Consider the following 17,226-nt stretch of genomic DNA (forward strand, 5'->3'; position numbering starts at 1 on the left):
CCCTGTCGAGGGCCCGCGCATCTGCGTAAGATAAACCATCGCTTCCCCCAACCGGCCCAGCTGATGAACCCGCGACCTCTCCACACACCCGACATCGACCTCGATAGTTGCGTTATCTACCAGATCTATCCCATGAGCTTTCAGGACAGCGATGGCGACGGCATGGGCGATATCAACGGCATTCGTCAGCGCCTCGGTTATCTGGCCACCCTGAGGGTCGATATGCTGTGGCTCACCCCCCTCTATCGCTCCCCCAAGCGGGACAACGGTTACGACGTGGCGGACTACCGCGCCATCGACCCCGCCTTCGGCACCCTGGCCGAGATGGAGCAGCTAATCGCCGAGGCGGCCGCCCACGGCATCGGCATCATGATGGATATCGTCGCCAACCACACCTCCACCGAGCATGAGTGGTTTGTGCGGGCGCTGGCCGGCGATCCCCGCTATCAGGGCTATTACGTCTTCCGGGATCAAGCCTTCATCGATGCCCACCCGATTACCTCCATCTTCGGTGGCAGCGGCTGGCAGTACGTGCCGGCGCTTGATCGCTACTACCTGCACAACTTCGATGCGAGTCAGGCCGACCTGGACTGGGACAACCCGGCGGTGCGCGCCGAAATGGCAGAGGTGATCAACTTCTGGCTGGGCAAGGGGATCAAGGGGTTTCGCTTCGATGTGATCGACATGGTGAGCAAGGATTGGGGAAGACTTGCCATGAGCAACGGCCCGCGCCTGCACGACTATATTCGCGAGCTCAATGTCGAGAGCTTCGGCGGCCAGGGGATCATCACGGTGGGGGAGACTTGGGCAGCGGATCTTGCCCATATGCAGTGCTACTCAGCCCCTGATGGCAGCGAGTTCAGCATGGTGTTCAACTTCGAGCATCTGGGGCTCGGCAGTGACAAGTGGACCTCCCGCTTCGACCCCCTCACCTTCAAACGGGCCATGGCCCGCCACCAGCAGGGGCTGCACGGGCGGGGCTGGAACAGCCTGTTTCTGAACAACCATGACCTGCCCCGCGCCGTCTCCCGCTTTGGCGATGACAGCACTAAGTGGCGGGAAACCAGCGCCAAGCTGTGGGCCATGGTGCTGCACCTGATGCAGGGCACCCCCTTCATCTATCAGGGGGAGGAGCTCGCCATGACCAACCGCCACTGGCAGCCGGACGAGCTGCGCGACGTGGAGGCGATCAACTACCGCACCAGCCAGGCGGAGCTGGCGCCTGCCGAGCTGAATCGGCGGCTCGATGCCATCGGCCGCGACAACGCCCGCACCCCGATGCAGTGGGACGCCGGCCCCCACGCCGGTTTCAGCACGGCCACGCCCTGGATTGCCCTCAATGCCAATCACCTCAAGATAAATGCCGCCGAGCAGCTGGCCCGCCCAGACTCGCCGTTTCACTGCTATCGCCAGCTCATCGCCCTGCGCAAGGCCCACCCTGTCATTCGCCACGGCGACTTCGAGCTGCTGGATGGGGACGACCCGGAGCGCATCGGCTATCGCCGCCGCTGGCAGGATCCGGCCAGCGCAGAGCGGCACACCCTGCTGCTGCTCGCCAACCTCACAGCACGCCCCCTGGTCATGCCGCACCTTGATCAGGTGGAACCAGGTGCCACCCTGCTGATGAGCAACTACCCGGGGCAGCCCACCGCCACCTTCGCCCCCTATCAGGCGGCCGCCTGGCTGCTGCCAGCAAGGGAGTAACGGGCAGCGCTATCCCTCGCGCCATCTTCCGCCACGGGGGTGGCCTTTGCCCCCTGATAATTTCCTTCCCCTTGGGCGGTCGATACGCCCCGGCGATTTACTCACTTAAAAACTTCGCATTTTCAGGCCCGCACCGCCTTGCCGGGCAATAGCCAACCACGGCTTGCTATCGACAATTGAAATAGTTCAACACCCTGTTTTTATTGGCAATAATCGCCATCAAAAACGACATTTTTATCATCAAGCGGCGATATTAAACGCTGTTTAGTCAGGATTAAAAGTCAATTCAGATTTGCGCCCTTGTGGTTCTTCCCCGGCTCCTTATGGTTTCCATCCGAAGCGTGCAGCACGGCGCCGCACGCCGAGGTTCAGGCTCGCGGGCACTCTCCCGCCATAACAACAGGAAATCATCATGCGCAAAACCGGCGTGGCACTTGCCATCTCCACCCTCTTCTGGTTCCACTCGGCCATGGCGGCCCCTCTGATCTTCCCGGACGATCCGACCCTCACCGACGGCCAGCACTCCCCCGCCCTCGATCGCAGTTTCCAGCTGGCCCAGGACGATCTGGGCAACCGGATCCACCAGCTTCACCTGCCCCTCCAGACCGAACCGGAACTGGTGGCAGAGCTGGAGCAGATCGGCAGGGAGCAGGGCTTTTCGGTCAGCACCCACGCTGACATGTACACCTGGACTGAGGACAACATGTGGCTGTCGCGCGATGGCGCCCTCATCTTCCGCCCCCGGGCACCGCTGGCCGACAAGGACAGCTACCACGCCTTCGTCACCGCCCTGACCGAGCAGGGCCCGGAGGCCGAGCAGGAGGGCCACCACAGCCTCGGCAGCCAGGCCTCCCAGGGGCTCAACGAGAGCATGCTCTCCCAGGCCAACACCTTCGCCGAGGCGCAGGGGCGCGAGCTCATCCCCACCTTCTCCATCATCGATGGCGGCAACATGCTGACCGGCCAGCGAGCCGACGGTACGCCCTATGCCCTGATCGGCCGCGACGCCCTGCTGCAGACCACCCTGCACCACAGCCGGCTGGACAGTGAGCGCATCGCCGCCCTGCAGGAGAAGATGGAGCGCGACGGCGAGTTTCGGCTGCACCTCAGCGAAGAGGAGTGGCTGGGCAGCCCCTATACCTTCCAGAAGGGCCATGACACCGAGGTGGACCTCATCCTGCTGGAGGCGGCCAACCTGCTGCCGCAGGGGCTGGATGAGCAGCAGCGCCACGCCTTTGCCAGAACCGCGCGTGCCAAGGCCGAGCTCGCCAAGTACGAAGTGAACGGGTCAACCCGGGAGGCGGCGGAGCAGCGGATGTTTCTGAGCCCGCAGCAAGGGGAGCGGATTGCCGAGCGCTATCGCGCCATCCATGGCCAACCGCTGCCGGCCTCCTTCGATCTGCTGACCCGCCTCAAGCAGGAGTACGCCAGCCTGGTGGTAACCGCCGAGCTTCACTCCGAGTTCAATGATGAGCAGATAGCCCAAGCACTGCCGACGCTGGCGGCCGATGCCGCTACCCTGGCCCGGCTGGGTCACATGTTGCAGGCCGGTGGCTACCAGCGAACAGGGCTGACTGGCGCCGAGCAAGATCATCAGACCCGCCGCTTCCTCGCCATGATGGCCATCAGCCAGCGCCTGATGGCGCAGGAGCTCAAGGTGGCCAAGCGGGATCTGGTGATCCTGGCCCAGCCCGGTTTTCACCTCGACATGGCCATGCGCCCGCTGGCCGACGGTCGCATCCTGCTCAACGATCACGGGGCCAGTGCAGCGCTGATCGAACAGGTGCTTGCCGAGGCCGGCAGCCTGAGCGAGAGCGAGCGGCAGGAACTTCGCCAGAGCGTGACCGACCTGCGCCAGCAAAGCGAGCGCTGGCACAAGATCCACGCCCTCATCCGCCAGCAGTTGAGCGATGCCGGCCTGACCCCCATCGCCACCCCGGGCGTGTTCAGCGTGGGCAAGCGGCCGGTGAACTGGATGAACGGCATCATGGGCACCCGCCAGCAGCCCTTCTACATCACCAATGCCGCCAGCCTCGCCCCCCTCAATCAGGCATTCGCCGCCTGGCTGCAACACGAGGTGGCCGGGCTCACCCCCTATTTCGTGGGTCAGGCTGCCAGCAACAAACGGGAGGAGTTCAACCAGGCGGAAGCCCTGCTGCGCGGCAGCGGCGGGCTGGATTGCATCACCCAGCACCACGAGTAGGGCAACCCCCTCGCACGGGCCGGCAATGCATCTGACTGGCCCATTCCCCGCCGCCAGGTGCAAGGGAAATAGTGGCGGCAGAGAGCCGCCAAGGCGATTCAAAAGGGCTCCTTTGGGAGCCCTTTTTATGGCTAATGTGAAAGGCCCTCCCGTACCATGACCCTGTCATCCTGGCCATGAAACACTCTCGCATCGCTCGACGGCGCAAATTTATTTGCTGCTTGATTATTTATTGACGGGGCCGGCTCGACCCGTTTTGCGCACGATTCAGTTAATCGAATTACCCTCAACAACCATCCCGCCCGACCCTCTTTCGGCTTGCCCTCGTCATCGGCCGTGAGCCGCCATCCCGCGCCGCCACTGCCTTCGGCCTGATTATTTATCCCGTTTGTTCCGCGTTAATTTCCACTCTTACTATGACGACGACCTATCCATGGCCGGCTGATCGCAGCCGTCATTCAAACTGGCATAGCAAGTGGGCAATTCATGATCACCACAGACGGAAACAACGCGGTCGCCTCGGTGGCCTACCGCACCAGCGAAGTCATCGCCATCTATCCCATCACCCCCAGCTCCAGCATGGCGGAGCAGGCGTCGGCCTGGTCGAGCGAGCGGGGCCTGAACCTGTGGGGCGACGTGCCGCGCGTGGTCGAGATGCAGTCGGAGGGGGGCGCCATCGCCGCCGTCCACGGCGCGCTGCAGACCGGCGCACTGGCGACTTCGTTTACCTCGTCCCAGGGCCTGCTGCTGATGATCCCCAACCTCTACAAGTTGGCGGGTCAGCTCATTCCCTTCGTACTCCATGTGGCGGCGCGCACGGTGGCGACCCATGCCTTGTCGATTTTCGGCGATCACTCGGACGTGATGGCGGTACGCCAGACCGGCTGTGCCCTGCTCTGCGCCAGCAATGTGCAAGAAGCCCAGGACTTTGCCCTGATCGCCCAGGTGGCCAGCCTCAACAGCCGGCTGCCCTTCATCCACTTCTTCGACGGCTTTCGCACCTCCCACGAAATTACCAAGATAGTGCCGCTCGATGACGATACCCTGCGTGCCCTGCTACCCGCCGAGGCGATCCGTGCCCATCGGGAGCGGGCGCTGACCCCCGACAAACCGGTCATTCGCGGCACCGCCGCCAACCCGGACACCTATTTCCAATGCCGGGAGGCCACCAACCCCTGGTATAACGATGCGTATCGCCATGTGAGCGAGGCGATGGACGCCTTCGGTGAGCGCACCGGCCGCCACTACCGGCCGTTCGAATACGTGGGTCACCCACAGGCCGAGCGGGTATTGGTGCTGATGGGTTCCGCCATCGGCACCTGCGAGGAGGTGATCACGCGGCTGATTGCACAGGGCGAGAAGGTGGGGCTGGTGAAGGTACGGCTCTACCGCCCCTTCTCGGCCGCGCACCTGCTGGCGGTCATTCCGCAGAGCGCCCGCAAGATTGCGGTACTGGATCGCACCAAGGAGCCGGGTGCCTTGGCCGAGCCGCTCTATCTGGATGTGATGAGTGCGCTGGCCGAGGCGGTCAGCCAAGGGGATCGCGCCAGCCTGCCGCGGGTCATCGGCGGGCGCTACGGCCTCTCCTCCAAGGAGTTCAACCCGGCCGGCGTGCAGGCCATCTTCGATGAGCTGGCGCTGGATAATCCACGGCCGCGTTTCACCGTCGGCATCTTCGACGACGTCACCGGCCTCTCCCTGCCGCTGCCGGCCCTCGATTATTCGAGCCCAGGCCTTGGCAACCAGCACAAGCTGGAGGCACTGTTCTACGGCCTTGGCAGCGACGGCACAGTGTCGGCGGCCAAGAACAGCATCAAGATCCTCGGCAACCACACCGACCTCTACCCCCAGGGCTACTTCGTCTACGACTCCAAGAAGGCGGGCGGCCTCACCGTCTCCCACCTGCGGGTCGGCGAGCGGCCGCTGCAGTCGGCCTACCTGGTGGACGAGGCGGACTTCATCGGCTGCCACCAGTGGCAGTTCATCGACATGTACCAGATGGCGGAGCGACTGAGGCCCGACGGCATCTTCCTGCTCAACAGCCCCTACGACGCCGGGCAGATCTGGCTGCGACTCCCCCAGGAGGTGCAACAGGCCCTGAGCCAGAAGCGTGCTCGCCTCTACACCATCAACGCCGCCAAGATTGCCCGCGAGTGCCAGCTCGGCAACCGCATCAATACCGTGATGCAGATGGCCTTCTTCCAGCTGACCGCCATCATACCGCCGGCAGAGGCGACCGAGCTGCTGCGCCAGACCATCGCATCGAGCTATGGCAGCAAGGGGCAGACGCTGGTGGAGCGCAACTGGCAGGCCCTGGCCGCCACCTGCGAGGCACTGACTCAGGTGCCGCTGCAGGCACTTGACCCCGCCAGCCACCAGCGCCCACCCATGGTATCGACCAAGGCCCCCGACTTCGTACAGACCGTCACCGCTGCCATGCTGGCGGGGCTGGGTGACAGCCTGCCGGTCTCCGCATTCCCGCCAGACGGCACCTGGCCGGTGGGCACCACCCGCTGGGAGAAGCGCAACATCGCCAAGGAGGTGCCCATCTGGCAGGCAGACCTCTGCACCCAGTGCAACTACTGCGTGGCCGCCTGTCCCCACTCCGCCATCCGCGCCAAGGTGGTGGACAAGGATGCGCTTGAGGGTGCCCCCGTCACCCTGGACGCCCTCGATATGAAGGCTCGCGACATGCGCGGCCAGCAATACGTGCTGCAGGTGGCGCCGGAGGATTGCACCGGCTGCAACCTCTGCGTCGAGGTGTGCCCGGCCAAGGATCGCACCGAACCAAGCCGCAAGGCGATCAACATGGAGTCCAGGCTGGATCACCTCGAGGCCCAGAAGGCCAACTACGACTTCTTCCTGGACTTGCCCGAGCGCAGCGCCGAGCAGCTGGAGCGCATCGACATCCGCACCTCCCAGCTCATCTCGCCGCTGTTTGAATACTCGGGTGCCTGCTCCGGCTGCGGCGAGACCCCCTACATCAAGCTGCTGACCCAGCTCTACGGGGACAGACTGCTCATCGCCAACGCCACCGGCTGCTCCTCCATCTATGGCGGCAACCTGCCCAGCACCCCCTACACCACCAATGCGGACGGGCGCGGGCCGGCCTGGGCCAACTCCTTGTTCGAGGACAACGCCGAGTTTGGCTTGGGCTTCCGGCTCACCGTGGATCAGCATCGCGAGCGGGTACGCCGCCTGCTGGCGAGCCTGGGGGACGCCGTCCCGGCCGAACTGCAACAGGGGCTGCAAGACACCAGCCTGCCGGTCTCCCAGCAGCGCGCCCATATCGAGCAACTGCGCGCACTGCTGCAGGGGCGCACCGACGCCGCGGCCCAGGAGCTGGCCCGTGATGCGGACTACCTGGTGGAGAAATCGGTCTGGCTCATCGGCGGCGACGGCTGGGCCTACGACATCGGCTACGGCGGGCTGGATCACGTGCTGAGCCTGGGGGAGAACATCAACGTGCTGGTACTCGACACCCAGTGCTACTCCAACACCGGCGGCCAGCAGTCCAAGGCCACCCCGCTCGGCGCCATCACCAAGTTTGGTGAGCAGGGCAAGCGCAAGGGGCGCAAGGATCTTGGCGCCAACGTGATGATGTACGGTCACGTCTACGTGGCGCAGATCTCCCTCGGCGCCCAGATGAACCAGACGGTGAAGGCGATTCAGGAGGCCGAAGCCTACCCGGGCCCGTCGCTCATCATTGCCTACAGCCCCTGCGAGGAGCACGGCTACGATCTGGCCCAGAGCCATGAGCAGATGAAGCAGCTGACCGCCACCGGCTTCTGGCCGCTCTACCGCTACGATCCGCGCCGCAGCGAAGAGGGTAAGGCGCCGCTGGCACTGGACTCCCGGGCCCCCAGCGCATCGCTGGCCGAGACCCTGCAGCAGGAGCCCCGCTTCAAGCGGCTGGAACGCCAGTTGCCGGAAATCGCCAGCCAGCTCTATCGGGAAGCGGAGCTGGACGCCAACCGCCGCTTCGCCTGGCTGAGTCAGTTGGCCGGCAAGGAGGCGCCAGCCCAGGAGTAGCAACGCAGACCCACCAACAAACAGGGCTCCCCATAGGGAGCCCTGTTGCTATGTCGCCGTCACGCCATCAGGCGTGGATGCTGGCCAGCTCGTGGCGTTTCAACGCCAGCAGGGTGATGAGCAGCGCGGCGGTGGCGATCAGCGCCATGCCGATATAGGTGGCGCTGAAACCGGGCGCCAGCTCGGCCGGACTCAGGCTGGCCAGGTTGTGGCTGCTGCCCGCCGGCAGGGCGGAGTGAAACAGCACGGAGCAAATGGCAACCCCCACTGCGCCCCCCAGCTCGCGGCCGAAGTTGAACAGCGACATGCCGATGCCGCGATCTTCCCGTGGCAGGGCGTTTTGCACCACCACCGACAGCGCCGGCAGCACCAGACCCAGCCCCAATCCGGCAAACCCCAGTCCCAGTCTGGCCCAGACGTCGAAGTGGATTTGCCACAGCGCCAGCGCCGACAGGGCGAACCCCACCACCACGAAGCGCCGGTAGTAACCGGTGCGGCCGATCAGCTTGCCGCCGACGAAGGCCCCCGCCGTGATGCAAACCATGAAGATCACCATGTAGAGCCCGCTCTCGCTGGCCCCCATCCCCTTCTGCCACTGCATCTGCAGCGGCAGATAGACCAGCACGGCGAACATCAGCAACTGCGAGGCTAGCGCCAGCAGCACGCTCACCAGATAACCGGGCAGCCGGGCCAGATGGGCCGGCAGAATAGGATCGTGGGCCCGCCGCTCCACCAGGATCAGCAGCAGCAGGGCCAGCGCCAGTCCCGCTGCCAGCCAGATGGCGGGCAGGGCCGTCTCTGGCGAGAGCAGCAGCAGGCTCAGCGTGGTGACGGTGATCAGCAGCGCCGCCCCCTTCCAGTCGAAGCGACTGTGGCGGCGCACATTGAGGTGACCCAGGTTGCGGTTCACCAGCCAGAGCGCGAGCGCCCCGAGCGGCAGGTTGATCCAGAAGATCCAGCGCCAGCTGAGCTGCTCGGTGAAGTAGCCGCCGAGCAGGGGCCCGGCGATGCTGGAGACCGCATAGACCGCCGAGATGTAGCCCTGATACTTGCCCACCTCCCGCGGCGGTATGCTGTCGGCGATGACGGTGAAGGCGAGCGCGATCAGGCCGCCGCCCCCCAAGCCTTGCAGCACGCGGGCCGCCAGCAGGGTCGGCAGATCCTGAGCCAGGCCGCAGGCCACGGAGCCGGCCAGAAACAGGCCGATGCCGATGTTGAGCATGCGCACCCGGCCGAACATGTCGCTCAGCTTGCCATAGATGGGCAGGGCGGCGGTGGCCGCCAGCAGGTAGGCGGTGACCACCCAGGTGAGGGCTGCGCCGGCGTTCAGCTCGGCCCCTATGATGGGCAAGGGGGTGGTGACTATGCTCTTTTCCAGTGAACCCAGGGCGATCACCAGGGCCACGCTCGAGAAGATGGTTTTTGGGGACATATGACGGGCTCGCTCATTTGAAAATGCCGGGATCTGCAACGCAGAACTTATTATTGTCTCATAAATCATCAGCCGATGGCCAAAACCGCCCCTGAGCGGCAAGCATGACCCCGGTCGCGGCATTGCCTGCTGCATTCTGGTAGGCTGGCTGTTCACCCCCCAAGAGGAAGCAGCCCCATGTCCGAGCAGTTCCGGTTTGAGCAATACGATGCCCTGATTTTCGATATGGACGGCACCCTGGTCGACTCCATGCCCCTGCATCTGGATGCCTGGGAGGAGACCAGCGCCGAGTTCGGTCTGCCCTTCGATCGCGCCCAGCTTAATGAATTCGGCGGCATTCCCACCCGCAAGATAGTCGCCATCCTGGCCGAACAGCATGGGCTGGATATCGATGTGGACGCCTTCACCCAGCGCAAGGTGGCGCTCTATCTGGAGCATATCGACAAGGTCAGCGTGTTTCCCGCCATGTGGGAGCTGGTCAAGCGCTGCCACGGCAAGGTCCCGATGGGCATAGGCACGGGTTCATCGCGCGAGCATGCCCTGCACATCCTGAAAAACACCGGTCTGGATGCCTATATTCCCGTGCTGGTCAGTGCCGATGACATCGACAACCACAAACCCCATCCCGACACCTTCCTGAAAGTGGCCGAGCTGCTCGGCGCCAACCCCGCCAACTGTCTGGTGTTCGAAGATACCCAGATCGGCCTGCAGGCGGGCCGCGCCGCCGGGATGGAGACGGTACTGGCGCTGGAGGGGGTGCTCTACCAACGCTAGGCCACCCCCCCTCTCCTGCCGCCAATGAAAACGCCTCCGCAAAGGAGGCGTTTTGCATGCAGCAGTGCCGGGATGACCCGGCCCCACCTTACATGGCGTTGGTGGATTCGAAGATCTTGTCAGCCGAGGCTTCGACGAAGCCCGGGTAGAGCACGCCGTCGGCCTGCGGGTAGCGCAGGGCGAACTCGTAGAAGCAGCTCGGAATGGTGCGCACGCCGTCGGTGAAGGCCACGTCCGCCTTATCGGCCATGGTAGACGACTGCTCCAGCATCACCTGCGGGTCACCTTTCACCTCGCCACCCACGCCATTGAGCACGAAGCCCGCGGCCTTGAGGGCGGCGTTGACCTGCTGGATGGTGTCAAAGTCCTTCAGGCGGTTGATGTTGACGGTGAAGTGGTTGGCACGATAACCCCAGGCCGCCATCCAGGCCGCATACTCGCTCTCCGCCAGCAGGGTCTGGTAATCGGCCCAGGAGACCTGCCAGGGGGCGCCGGCATAGAGGAAGGCCTGGGTGTCGGTCAGGTGATCGGGCACCTGAGCCGCCAGCTTGTGGATGATGGCCTGGGCTGCATCGGAGAGCTCTTCCACCTTCAGCTCGCTGATGAACACCTTGGGCGCGTCCGGGTCTTTATGCTCAAAGTGCTTGGCGTAGAGCTTCTTGGCCTTGAACACGTACTCGCCCTTCTGCTCGTAGCCGAGCGCCAGGAAGTGGGCGGCCAGCTTCTCAAGCCCCAGCTTGGGCAGGTTGTAGGTGCGAAACGCCACGTGGTCGTTGACGATGGGCTCGCCACCACCCAGCAGTTGATGAACCTTGTGGGCACTCGGGGTGACTTGAATGTAGTTATCCCACAAATGACCGAACAGGGTGTCGATATCCTTTTGCATCTCTCTTTCCTTTGATTGCGGGTACAGACAAGGGCACCAGTTCAGTGCCCCTTTTATTGTCGTGGTCAGGCGCTGGCTCCAACACAGAGAGCGCCCGCCTTTGCCTTGTTTAGAACGTCAGACCGGGAGACAGCTGATCCGGCATGGCGGCCTTGCTGTCTTCGACGGAAGCCACCGGATACGCACAGTAGTCGGCGGCGTAGTAGGCGCTCGCCCTGTGGTTGCCGGAGGCGCCGATGCCACCGAACGGTGCCGCACTGGAGGCACCCGTGATGGGCTTGTTCCAGTTGACGATGCCCGCGCGAATACGCTTGAAGAAGTGCTGCCAGTCCGCCTCGCTGTCGCCGAGCAGGCCGGCCGAGAGGCCGAAGCTGGTGGCGTTGCCCTGGTCGATGGCGGCATCAAAGTCGTCGTAACGAATGAGCTGCAGCAGCGGGCCGAAGTACTCTTCATCCGGCAGCGCGCTGACCGCGGTCACGTCAATGATGCCCGGGGAGACGAAGCCGGTGCCTGCTTCCAGATGCTTGAGGGTGAGCAGACTCTCGCCACCGAGGCGCTGCAGGTTGGCTTGCGCCTCGACCATGCCGAGCGCTGCCTTCTCGCTGATCATGGCGCCCATGAACGGCTGCTCGGCGGCATCATAGAGGCCGACCTTGATCTGGCCGACCACCTCTACCAGGCGCTTGACCAGGGCATCGCCCCGCGCGCCGCGCTCGACAAACAGGCGGCGCGAGCAGGTGCAGCGCTGGCCGGAGGTAATGAAGGCGGACTGCACGATGGCATGGACGGCGCCGTCGATATCGCTCACGTCTTTCACGATCAGCGGGTTGTTGCCACCCATCTCCAGGGCCAGGATCTTGCCCGGCTGGCCGGCAAACTGCTGGTGCAGGAAGTGGCCGGTACGGGAGGAGCCGGTGAAGAAGAGGCCGTCGATATCCGGATTGCCGGCCAGCGCCTTGCCGGTGTCGACCTCGCCCTGCACCAGGTTGAGCACGCCCTTGGGCAGCCCCGCCTCCTGCCAGATCTTCAGCATGGCCTCGGCCACCATGGGGGTCAGCTCGGAGGGCTTGAACACTACGGTATTGCCGGCGATCAGCGCCGGCACGATATGGCCATTGGGCAGGTGGCCCGGGAAGTTGTAGGGGCCGAACACGGCCACGACACCGTGGGGCTTGTGGCGCACGAACGCCTTGGCGCCCGGCATGGGGTTCTCCACCGTGCCGGTACGCTCGTCATGGGCGCGGATGGAGATGGCGATCTTGCCCTGCATGGCGGCCACTTCGGTGCGGGTCTCCCACAGCGGCTTGCCTGTTTCGCGGGCGATGGTCAGCGCCAGCGCCTCCTTGTGCTCGCCGAGCAGGTCGGCATAGCGGCGCACAATGGCCAGACGATCGTCGAGGGCCAGATCGGACCAATGATAGAAGGCATGGCGGGCGGCCTTGACGGCGGCCTCCACCTGGGCGGCACTGGCGGCCTCCCCTTGCCAGATCACCTGATTCTTGGCCGGGTCCTTTGACTCGAACGGCTTGCCTGCACCGGCCAGCCACTGACCGTCAATAAACTGAACTAACTGGCTCATCCTTCACTCCCTGTGGTTCGCAGGCAGCCTTGGCTGCCTGTTTCATATGCGGTTTTACTGCTGATATGGCTCAATCGAGATCGACGGCGCGCACCATGTCGCCATCCTGCACCTTGAGTGCGGCCGCCATCTTGGGCGGGATGATGGCTTCGTGCTTGTCCAGATCGACCCGGATGTTGCCGTAGCAGGCGCGGTAGTGCTCGTAGCGGGTATTGCAGACCAGATGGGTCTTGCCGCCGATGGGCTCACCCACCAGCACCCGCAGCTTCTGGCTGCGGCGCACGCTGCGAATGTTCTTCACGTCGCACTCGACGGTGGGGCCGGCATCGAAGATGTCGACATAGCCGCGATTCACAAATCCTTCGTCCTGCAGCATCTTGATGGCCGGGCGGGTCTTCTCGTGGGTCTGACCGATGACGGCGCGCGCCTCGTTGCTCAGCAGATTGACGTAGATGGGGTACTTGGGCATCAGCTCGGCGATGAAGCGCTTCTTGCCGATGCCGGTGAGATAGTCGACGGTGGGAAAATCCATCGAGAAGAAATGCTTTTGCAGCCACTCGTAGAAAGGGCTGTGACCATCGGCATCGGAGACGCCACGCATCTCGGCGAAGACGGTCTCGTCAAACAGCTCGGGGTGTTCGGCCATGAACAGAAAGCGGTGCTTGGAGAGCAGACGGCCGTTGAGCCCCTCGCGGGCGCATTCGCGCAGAAACAGGGTGCAGAGCTCGGAATTGCCGGTGTAGTCGTTGGAGAGGGTGAGGGTTTCCACGACGTTGTAGATGCCGAGCTTGGGGGAAGAGTGCACCACCTTGCCGATGTGATAGTTGTAGAACGGCTGGGACAGGCCCACGGCCGCATCGATGGCGCAGGTACCGACCATTTCGCCGGTCTCCAGATCCTCGGCGACGAAGAAATAGAGGCAGTCACCCTTGCCCGCAGGCTTGTCCGAAAAGGTCTGGGTGGAAGCGTCTATCTTGCGCTGCAGCAGTTCATCGTTGACGGGCAACGAAGTCATGCCGGTGCCGGATTCGATGGCACAGGTCTTGAGACCGGCAAAATCTTTTTGCTCGATGGGACGGATAACCAACATAAATGACAACTCCCTTTCATTGACGACAGGTGGGGTCCCGGCTCCTGCCGGGAGGGCTCCCCACCTCAATTTGGATCAGGCGTTAACCACCTGGGCAACCGCTTTCTCGAACCGTACCAGCCCTTCCTTGATGTCCGCTTCCGGAATAACCAGGGACGGCGCGAAACGCACCACGTTGGTGCCGGCTACCAGCGCCATCAGCCCCTGATCGATGGAGGCCAGCAGGAAGTCGCGCGAGCGTCCCTTGTAGTCGTCGTTGAGCACGGCACCCAGCAGCAGACCCTTGCCGCGCACTTCGCTGAAGCAGTGGTACTTGGCGTTGATGGCCTCGATCCCTTCGCGGAACAGCTGTTCGCGCTGCTTGATGCCATTGAGCACTTCCGGGGTGTTGACCACGTCGATCACCGCCTCGGCCACCGCGCAGGCCAGCGGGTTGCCGCCGTAAGTGGAGCCGTGAGTGCCCACTTTCAGGTGGGAGGCGATTTCGGTGGTGGTCAGCATGGCGCCGATGGGGAAGCCGCCGCCCAGCGCCTTGGCGCTGGTGAGGATGTCCGGCGTGACGCCCAGACCCATGTAGGCAAACAGATCGCCGGTACGACCGACGCCGGATTGCACTTCGTCATAGATCAGCAGGGCGTTGTGCTTGTCGCACAGCTCGCGCCCCCCTTTGGCAAACTCGTCGGTGGGACGAATGATGCCGCCCTCGCCCTGCAGCGGCTCCATCACCACGGCGCAGGTATTGTCGGAGATGACGGCAGCCAGCTCCGCCAGATCGTTGTAGGCCACGTGGGTGATGTCCGCGGGCTTGGGACCGAAACCATCGGAGTAGGCAGCCTGGCCGCCGACGCTGACGGTAAAGAAGGTACGACCGTGGAAGCCCTGGTGGAAGGCGATGATCTGGGTCTTGTGGGCACCGAACTTCTCGATGGCGTAGCGACGGGCCAGCTTGAGGGCGGCTTCGTTGGCTTCGGCACCGGAGTTGCAGAAATAGACCTTGTCGGCAAAGGTCGCGGCGACCAGCTTCTTGGCCAGGCGCAGGGCAGGCTCGTTGGTCATCACGTTGGAGAGGTGCCACAGCTTCTCGCCCTGGGTTTTCAGGGCCTCGACCAGCTTGGGATGGCAATGGCCCAGGCCATTCACGGCGATCCCGCCGGCGAAATCCACATACTCACGGCCTTCCTGATCCCAGACACGTGACCCTTCACCACGCACCGGGATGATCTTGGCGGGCGCATAGTTGGGAACCATCACTTCATCAAACACTTCACGTGTCACTGCCAACAACTCTGACATATTGCTCTCCTTCGATCTGGCGACAGAATAATCCACCGCCCAAAAGTTAAATCCATGTAAACACATCGGCATTGTCACAGAAAAAAAGCTAAAAGTCTGCAACAAAGCGCGTTACAGGGAACAATGTTCGACTGCCCGTGAGATTTTAGGCAACCGCATTGCATAACGGCTCAGGGGGTGTTGGCAAGAGATAATTTGGACAGGGAGGGAGGTGAATAAAGTGTCAGGGAAAATATTTTTGGCCTCCTTTCAATTCTGGGAGGCCGATCACAACTATTCAGAGATTAGCCAAAAAATTGGCCAGCAACTGATGACCCTGCTCGCTCAGAATGCTCTCCGGATGGAACTGAACACCCTCTATATTCAACTGCTTATGGCGCAGGCCCATGATCTCGTCCGGGCGGCCATCGGCATGTTCGCTCCAGGCGGTGATCTCGAGGCAATCGGGCAAGGTGTCGCGCTCCACGATGAGCGAATGGTAACGAGTGACCCGCAGCGGGTCGTTGAGCCCCTTGAATACCCCCTCGCCGCGATGGCGAATGAGCGAGGTCTTGCCGTGCATCACCTGACGGGCGCGCACCACCCTGGCACCGAAGGCCTGCGCCAACGACTGGTGGCCGAGACAGACGCCGAGAATGGGGAGCTGGCCGGCAAAACGGGAGATGGCCGCCAGCGAGATACCCGCCTCATTGGGGGTGCAGGGACCGGGAGAAATCACCAGATAACGGGGAGAGAGCCGGGCAATGGCGTCCAGCGTCAGCTCGTCATTGCGCTTCACCACTACCTCCTGTCCCAGGGCGCCAAAATATTGCACCAGATTCCAGGTAAAGGAGTCGTAGTTATCGATCAACAACAGCATGGGTCAACCAGGGCAGAGAATTAACGATCCAGATAGCGACCCTGTTCCATTTCACGCTCGCGCTGGCACTCGGCCAGGTAGATGGCGGCGGCGATGGCAGGGGTTTTGTGGTGCTTGTCGATGGCATTGGAGACCATCAGTTGCAGGGTATTGAGGTTTTTGGCCTTGCGAAACTTGCGCAGCCAGTGACCCTTGTCACCCAACTCTTCAATCGTGGTATTTGATTCGACAGACATGCTAACTCTTGGGGCAGACGCCCGCGTTTGAAATTGGAAGATGAAATAACGAATAGCAGGTCGGGTAAAACAAAGAAAGCCAGGCAAATACCCAGCTCTCTTCTACTACACCTTCCCAGTATGTCAGGCTCGAGGAACGAAGCCGACTACATAATATACGCTGGCCAGGGTTTTTTCAGCCCTTTCCCGCGCCTTTTGTGCACCGGCCGCCAAAATGGCCTGCAGATGAGCCTCATCCTGACGCAGCTCGTGGAAGCGGGCCTGAATCGGCTCCAGCAGGGCAACCACAGCCTCGGCGGTTTCGGTCTTGAGGTGACCGTACATCTTGCCTTCGAAATGCTGTTCCAGCTCGGGGATGGAGCGACCGGTCACCCCGGACATCAGGGTCAGCAGGTTGGAGACCCCCGGCTTGTTTTCCGGATCGAAACGCACCACCGCCGGCTCGTCGGAGTCGGTCACCGCGCGCTTGATCTTCTTGACGATCTGCTTGGGATCTTCCAGCAGGCCGATGAAGTTGGCCTCGTTGTCGTCCGACTTGGACATCTTCTTGGTCGGATCCTGCAGGCTCATCACCCGGGCGCCTTCGGTCGGAATGAAGGGCTCCGGCAGGGTGAACACCTCGCCGTAGAGATTGTTGAAGCGGGTGCAGATGTCGCGGGTCAGCTCCAGGTGCTGCTTCTGATCGTTGCCCACCGGCACCTGATTGGCCTGATAGAGCAGGATGTCGGCCGCCATCAGTACCGGATAACCGAACAGGCCGACGTTGACGTTGTTCTCGAAACGGGCGGACTTGTCCTTGAACTGGGTCATGCGCGACAGCTCGCCCATCTGGGTGTAGCAGTTCAGGATCCAGCCAAGCTCGGCATGCTGCGGCACGTGGGACTGGATGAACACGGTGCTCTTGGCCGGGTCGATGCCGACCGCCAGATAGAGGGCGGCGGCGTCCAGGCAGGCCTTGCGCAGGGCGGCCGGATCCTGGCGGGTGGTGATGGCGTGCAGATCGACGATGCAGTAGAGGCAGTCGAAGTCATCCTGCATGTTGACCCACTGACGCAGGGCCCCCATGTAGTTGCCGATGGTCAGCTGGCCCGACGGTTGGGCCCCGCTCAATACGATAGGTTTAGTCATCAGAGTGTTG

12 protein-coding genes are annotated in these 17,226 nt (G+C 63.0%); 4 read left to right on the plus strand and 8 right to left on the minus strand.

Going from position 1 to position 17,226, the window contains the following annotated elements; genetic code table 11:
- Positions 1–63: 63 nt before the first annotated feature.
- The 3 genes from OKC44_RS13245 (at position 64) to nifJ (ending at position 7,939) form a co-directional block, all read left to right on the plus strand.
- Positions 64–1,704: an alpha-glucosidase gene (locus OKC44_RS13245; protein ID WP_270813305.1), complete on the plus strand. Its 1,641-nt coding sequence runs from the start codon at positions 64–66 to the stop codon at positions 1,702–1,704.
- 412 nt (positions 1,705–2,116) lie between these two features.
- Complete coding sequence (locus tag OKC44_RS13250; RefSeq protein ID WP_270813307.1) at positions 2,117–3,907, plus strand: hypothetical protein; 1,791 nt, start codon at positions 2,117–2,119, stop codon at positions 3,905–3,907.
- Between the two features lie 486 nt (positions 3,908–4,393).
- Complete coding sequence (gene nifJ / locus OKC44_RS13255; protein ID WP_270813309.1) at positions 4,394–7,939, plus strand: pyruvate:ferredoxin (flavodoxin) oxidoreductase; 3,546 nt, start codon at positions 4,394–4,396, stop codon at positions 7,937–7,939.
- A gap of 67 nt (positions 7,940–8,006) precedes the next feature.
- Here the strand turns inward: nifJ and OKC44_RS13260 are convergent, their stop codons facing one another.
- Positions 8,007–9,371, minus strand: a complete 1,365-nt coding sequence (locus tag OKC44_RS13260) for an MDR family MFS transporter (RefSeq protein WP_024945923.1) — start codon at positions 9,369–9,371, stop codon at positions 8,007–8,009.
- A gap of 177 nt (positions 9,372–9,548) precedes the next feature.
- Here OKC44_RS13260 and OKC44_RS13265 point away from each other — a divergent pair, with 177 nt between their 5' ends.
- A complete protein-coding gene (locus OKC44_RS13265) occupies positions 9,549–10,145 on the plus strand; it encodes an HAD family hydrolase (RefSeq protein WP_270813312.1) in 597 nt (198 codons plus the stop codon).
- An 88-nt stretch (positions 10,146–10,233) separates the two neighbouring features.
- Here the strand turns inward: OKC44_RS13265 and OKC44_RS13270 are convergent, their stop codons facing one another.
- The 7 genes from OKC44_RS13270 to trpS form a co-directional block, all read right to left on the minus strand.
- Positions 10,234–11,031: a DUF1338 domain-containing protein gene (locus tag OKC44_RS13270; protein WP_011706954.1), complete on the minus strand. Its 798-nt coding sequence runs from the start codon at positions 11,029–11,031 to the stop codon at positions 10,234–10,236.
- Positions 11,032–11,140: 109 nt separating this feature from the next.
- Positions 11,141–12,610 carry a succinylglutamate-semialdehyde dehydrogenase gene (astD, locus tag OKC44_RS13275; protein WP_241417448.1) on the minus strand — a complete coding sequence of 490 codons (1,470 nt, stop codon included), beginning with the start codon at positions 12,608–12,610 and terminating at the stop codon, positions 11,141–11,143.
- A 70-nt stretch (positions 12,611–12,680) separates the two neighbouring features.
- Positions 12,681–13,700, minus strand: coding sequence for an arginine N-succinyltransferase (astA, locus tag OKC44_RS13280; RefSeq protein ID WP_011706956.1), 1,020 nt, complete (start codon positions 13,698–13,700; stop codon positions 12,681–12,683).
- A 75-nt stretch (positions 13,701–13,775) separates the two neighbouring features.
- Positions 13,776–14,993 carry an aspartate aminotransferase family protein gene (locus OKC44_RS13285; protein ID WP_270813316.1) on the minus strand — a complete coding sequence of 406 codons (1,218 nt, stop codon included), beginning with the start codon at positions 14,991–14,993 and terminating at the stop codon, positions 13,776–13,778.
- 277 nt (positions 14,994–15,270) lie between these two features.
- Complete coding sequence (locus OKC44_RS13290) at positions 15,271–15,852, minus strand: aminodeoxychorismate synthase component II (RefSeq protein ID WP_270813318.1); 582 nt, start codon at positions 15,850–15,852, stop codon at positions 15,271–15,273.
- Between the two features lie 20 nt (positions 15,853–15,872).
- Positions 15,873–16,088, minus strand: a complete 216-nt coding sequence (locus OKC44_RS13295; RefSeq protein WP_011706959.1) for a hypothetical protein — start codon at positions 16,086–16,088, stop codon at positions 15,873–15,875.
- Positions 16,089–16,211: 123 nt separating this feature from the next.
- Complete coding sequence (trpS, locus tag OKC44_RS13300; RefSeq protein WP_270813320.1) at positions 16,212–17,216, minus strand: tryptophan--tRNA ligase; 1,005 nt, start codon at positions 17,214–17,216, stop codon at positions 16,212–16,214.
- Positions 17,217–17,226 lie beyond the last annotated feature (10 nt).

The organism is Aeromonas sp. S41-2 (assembly GCF_027705845.1).
Taxonomy (GTDB): domain Bacteria; phylum Pseudomonadota; class Gammaproteobacteria; order Enterobacterales; family Aeromonadaceae; genus Aeromonas; species Aeromonas hydrophila.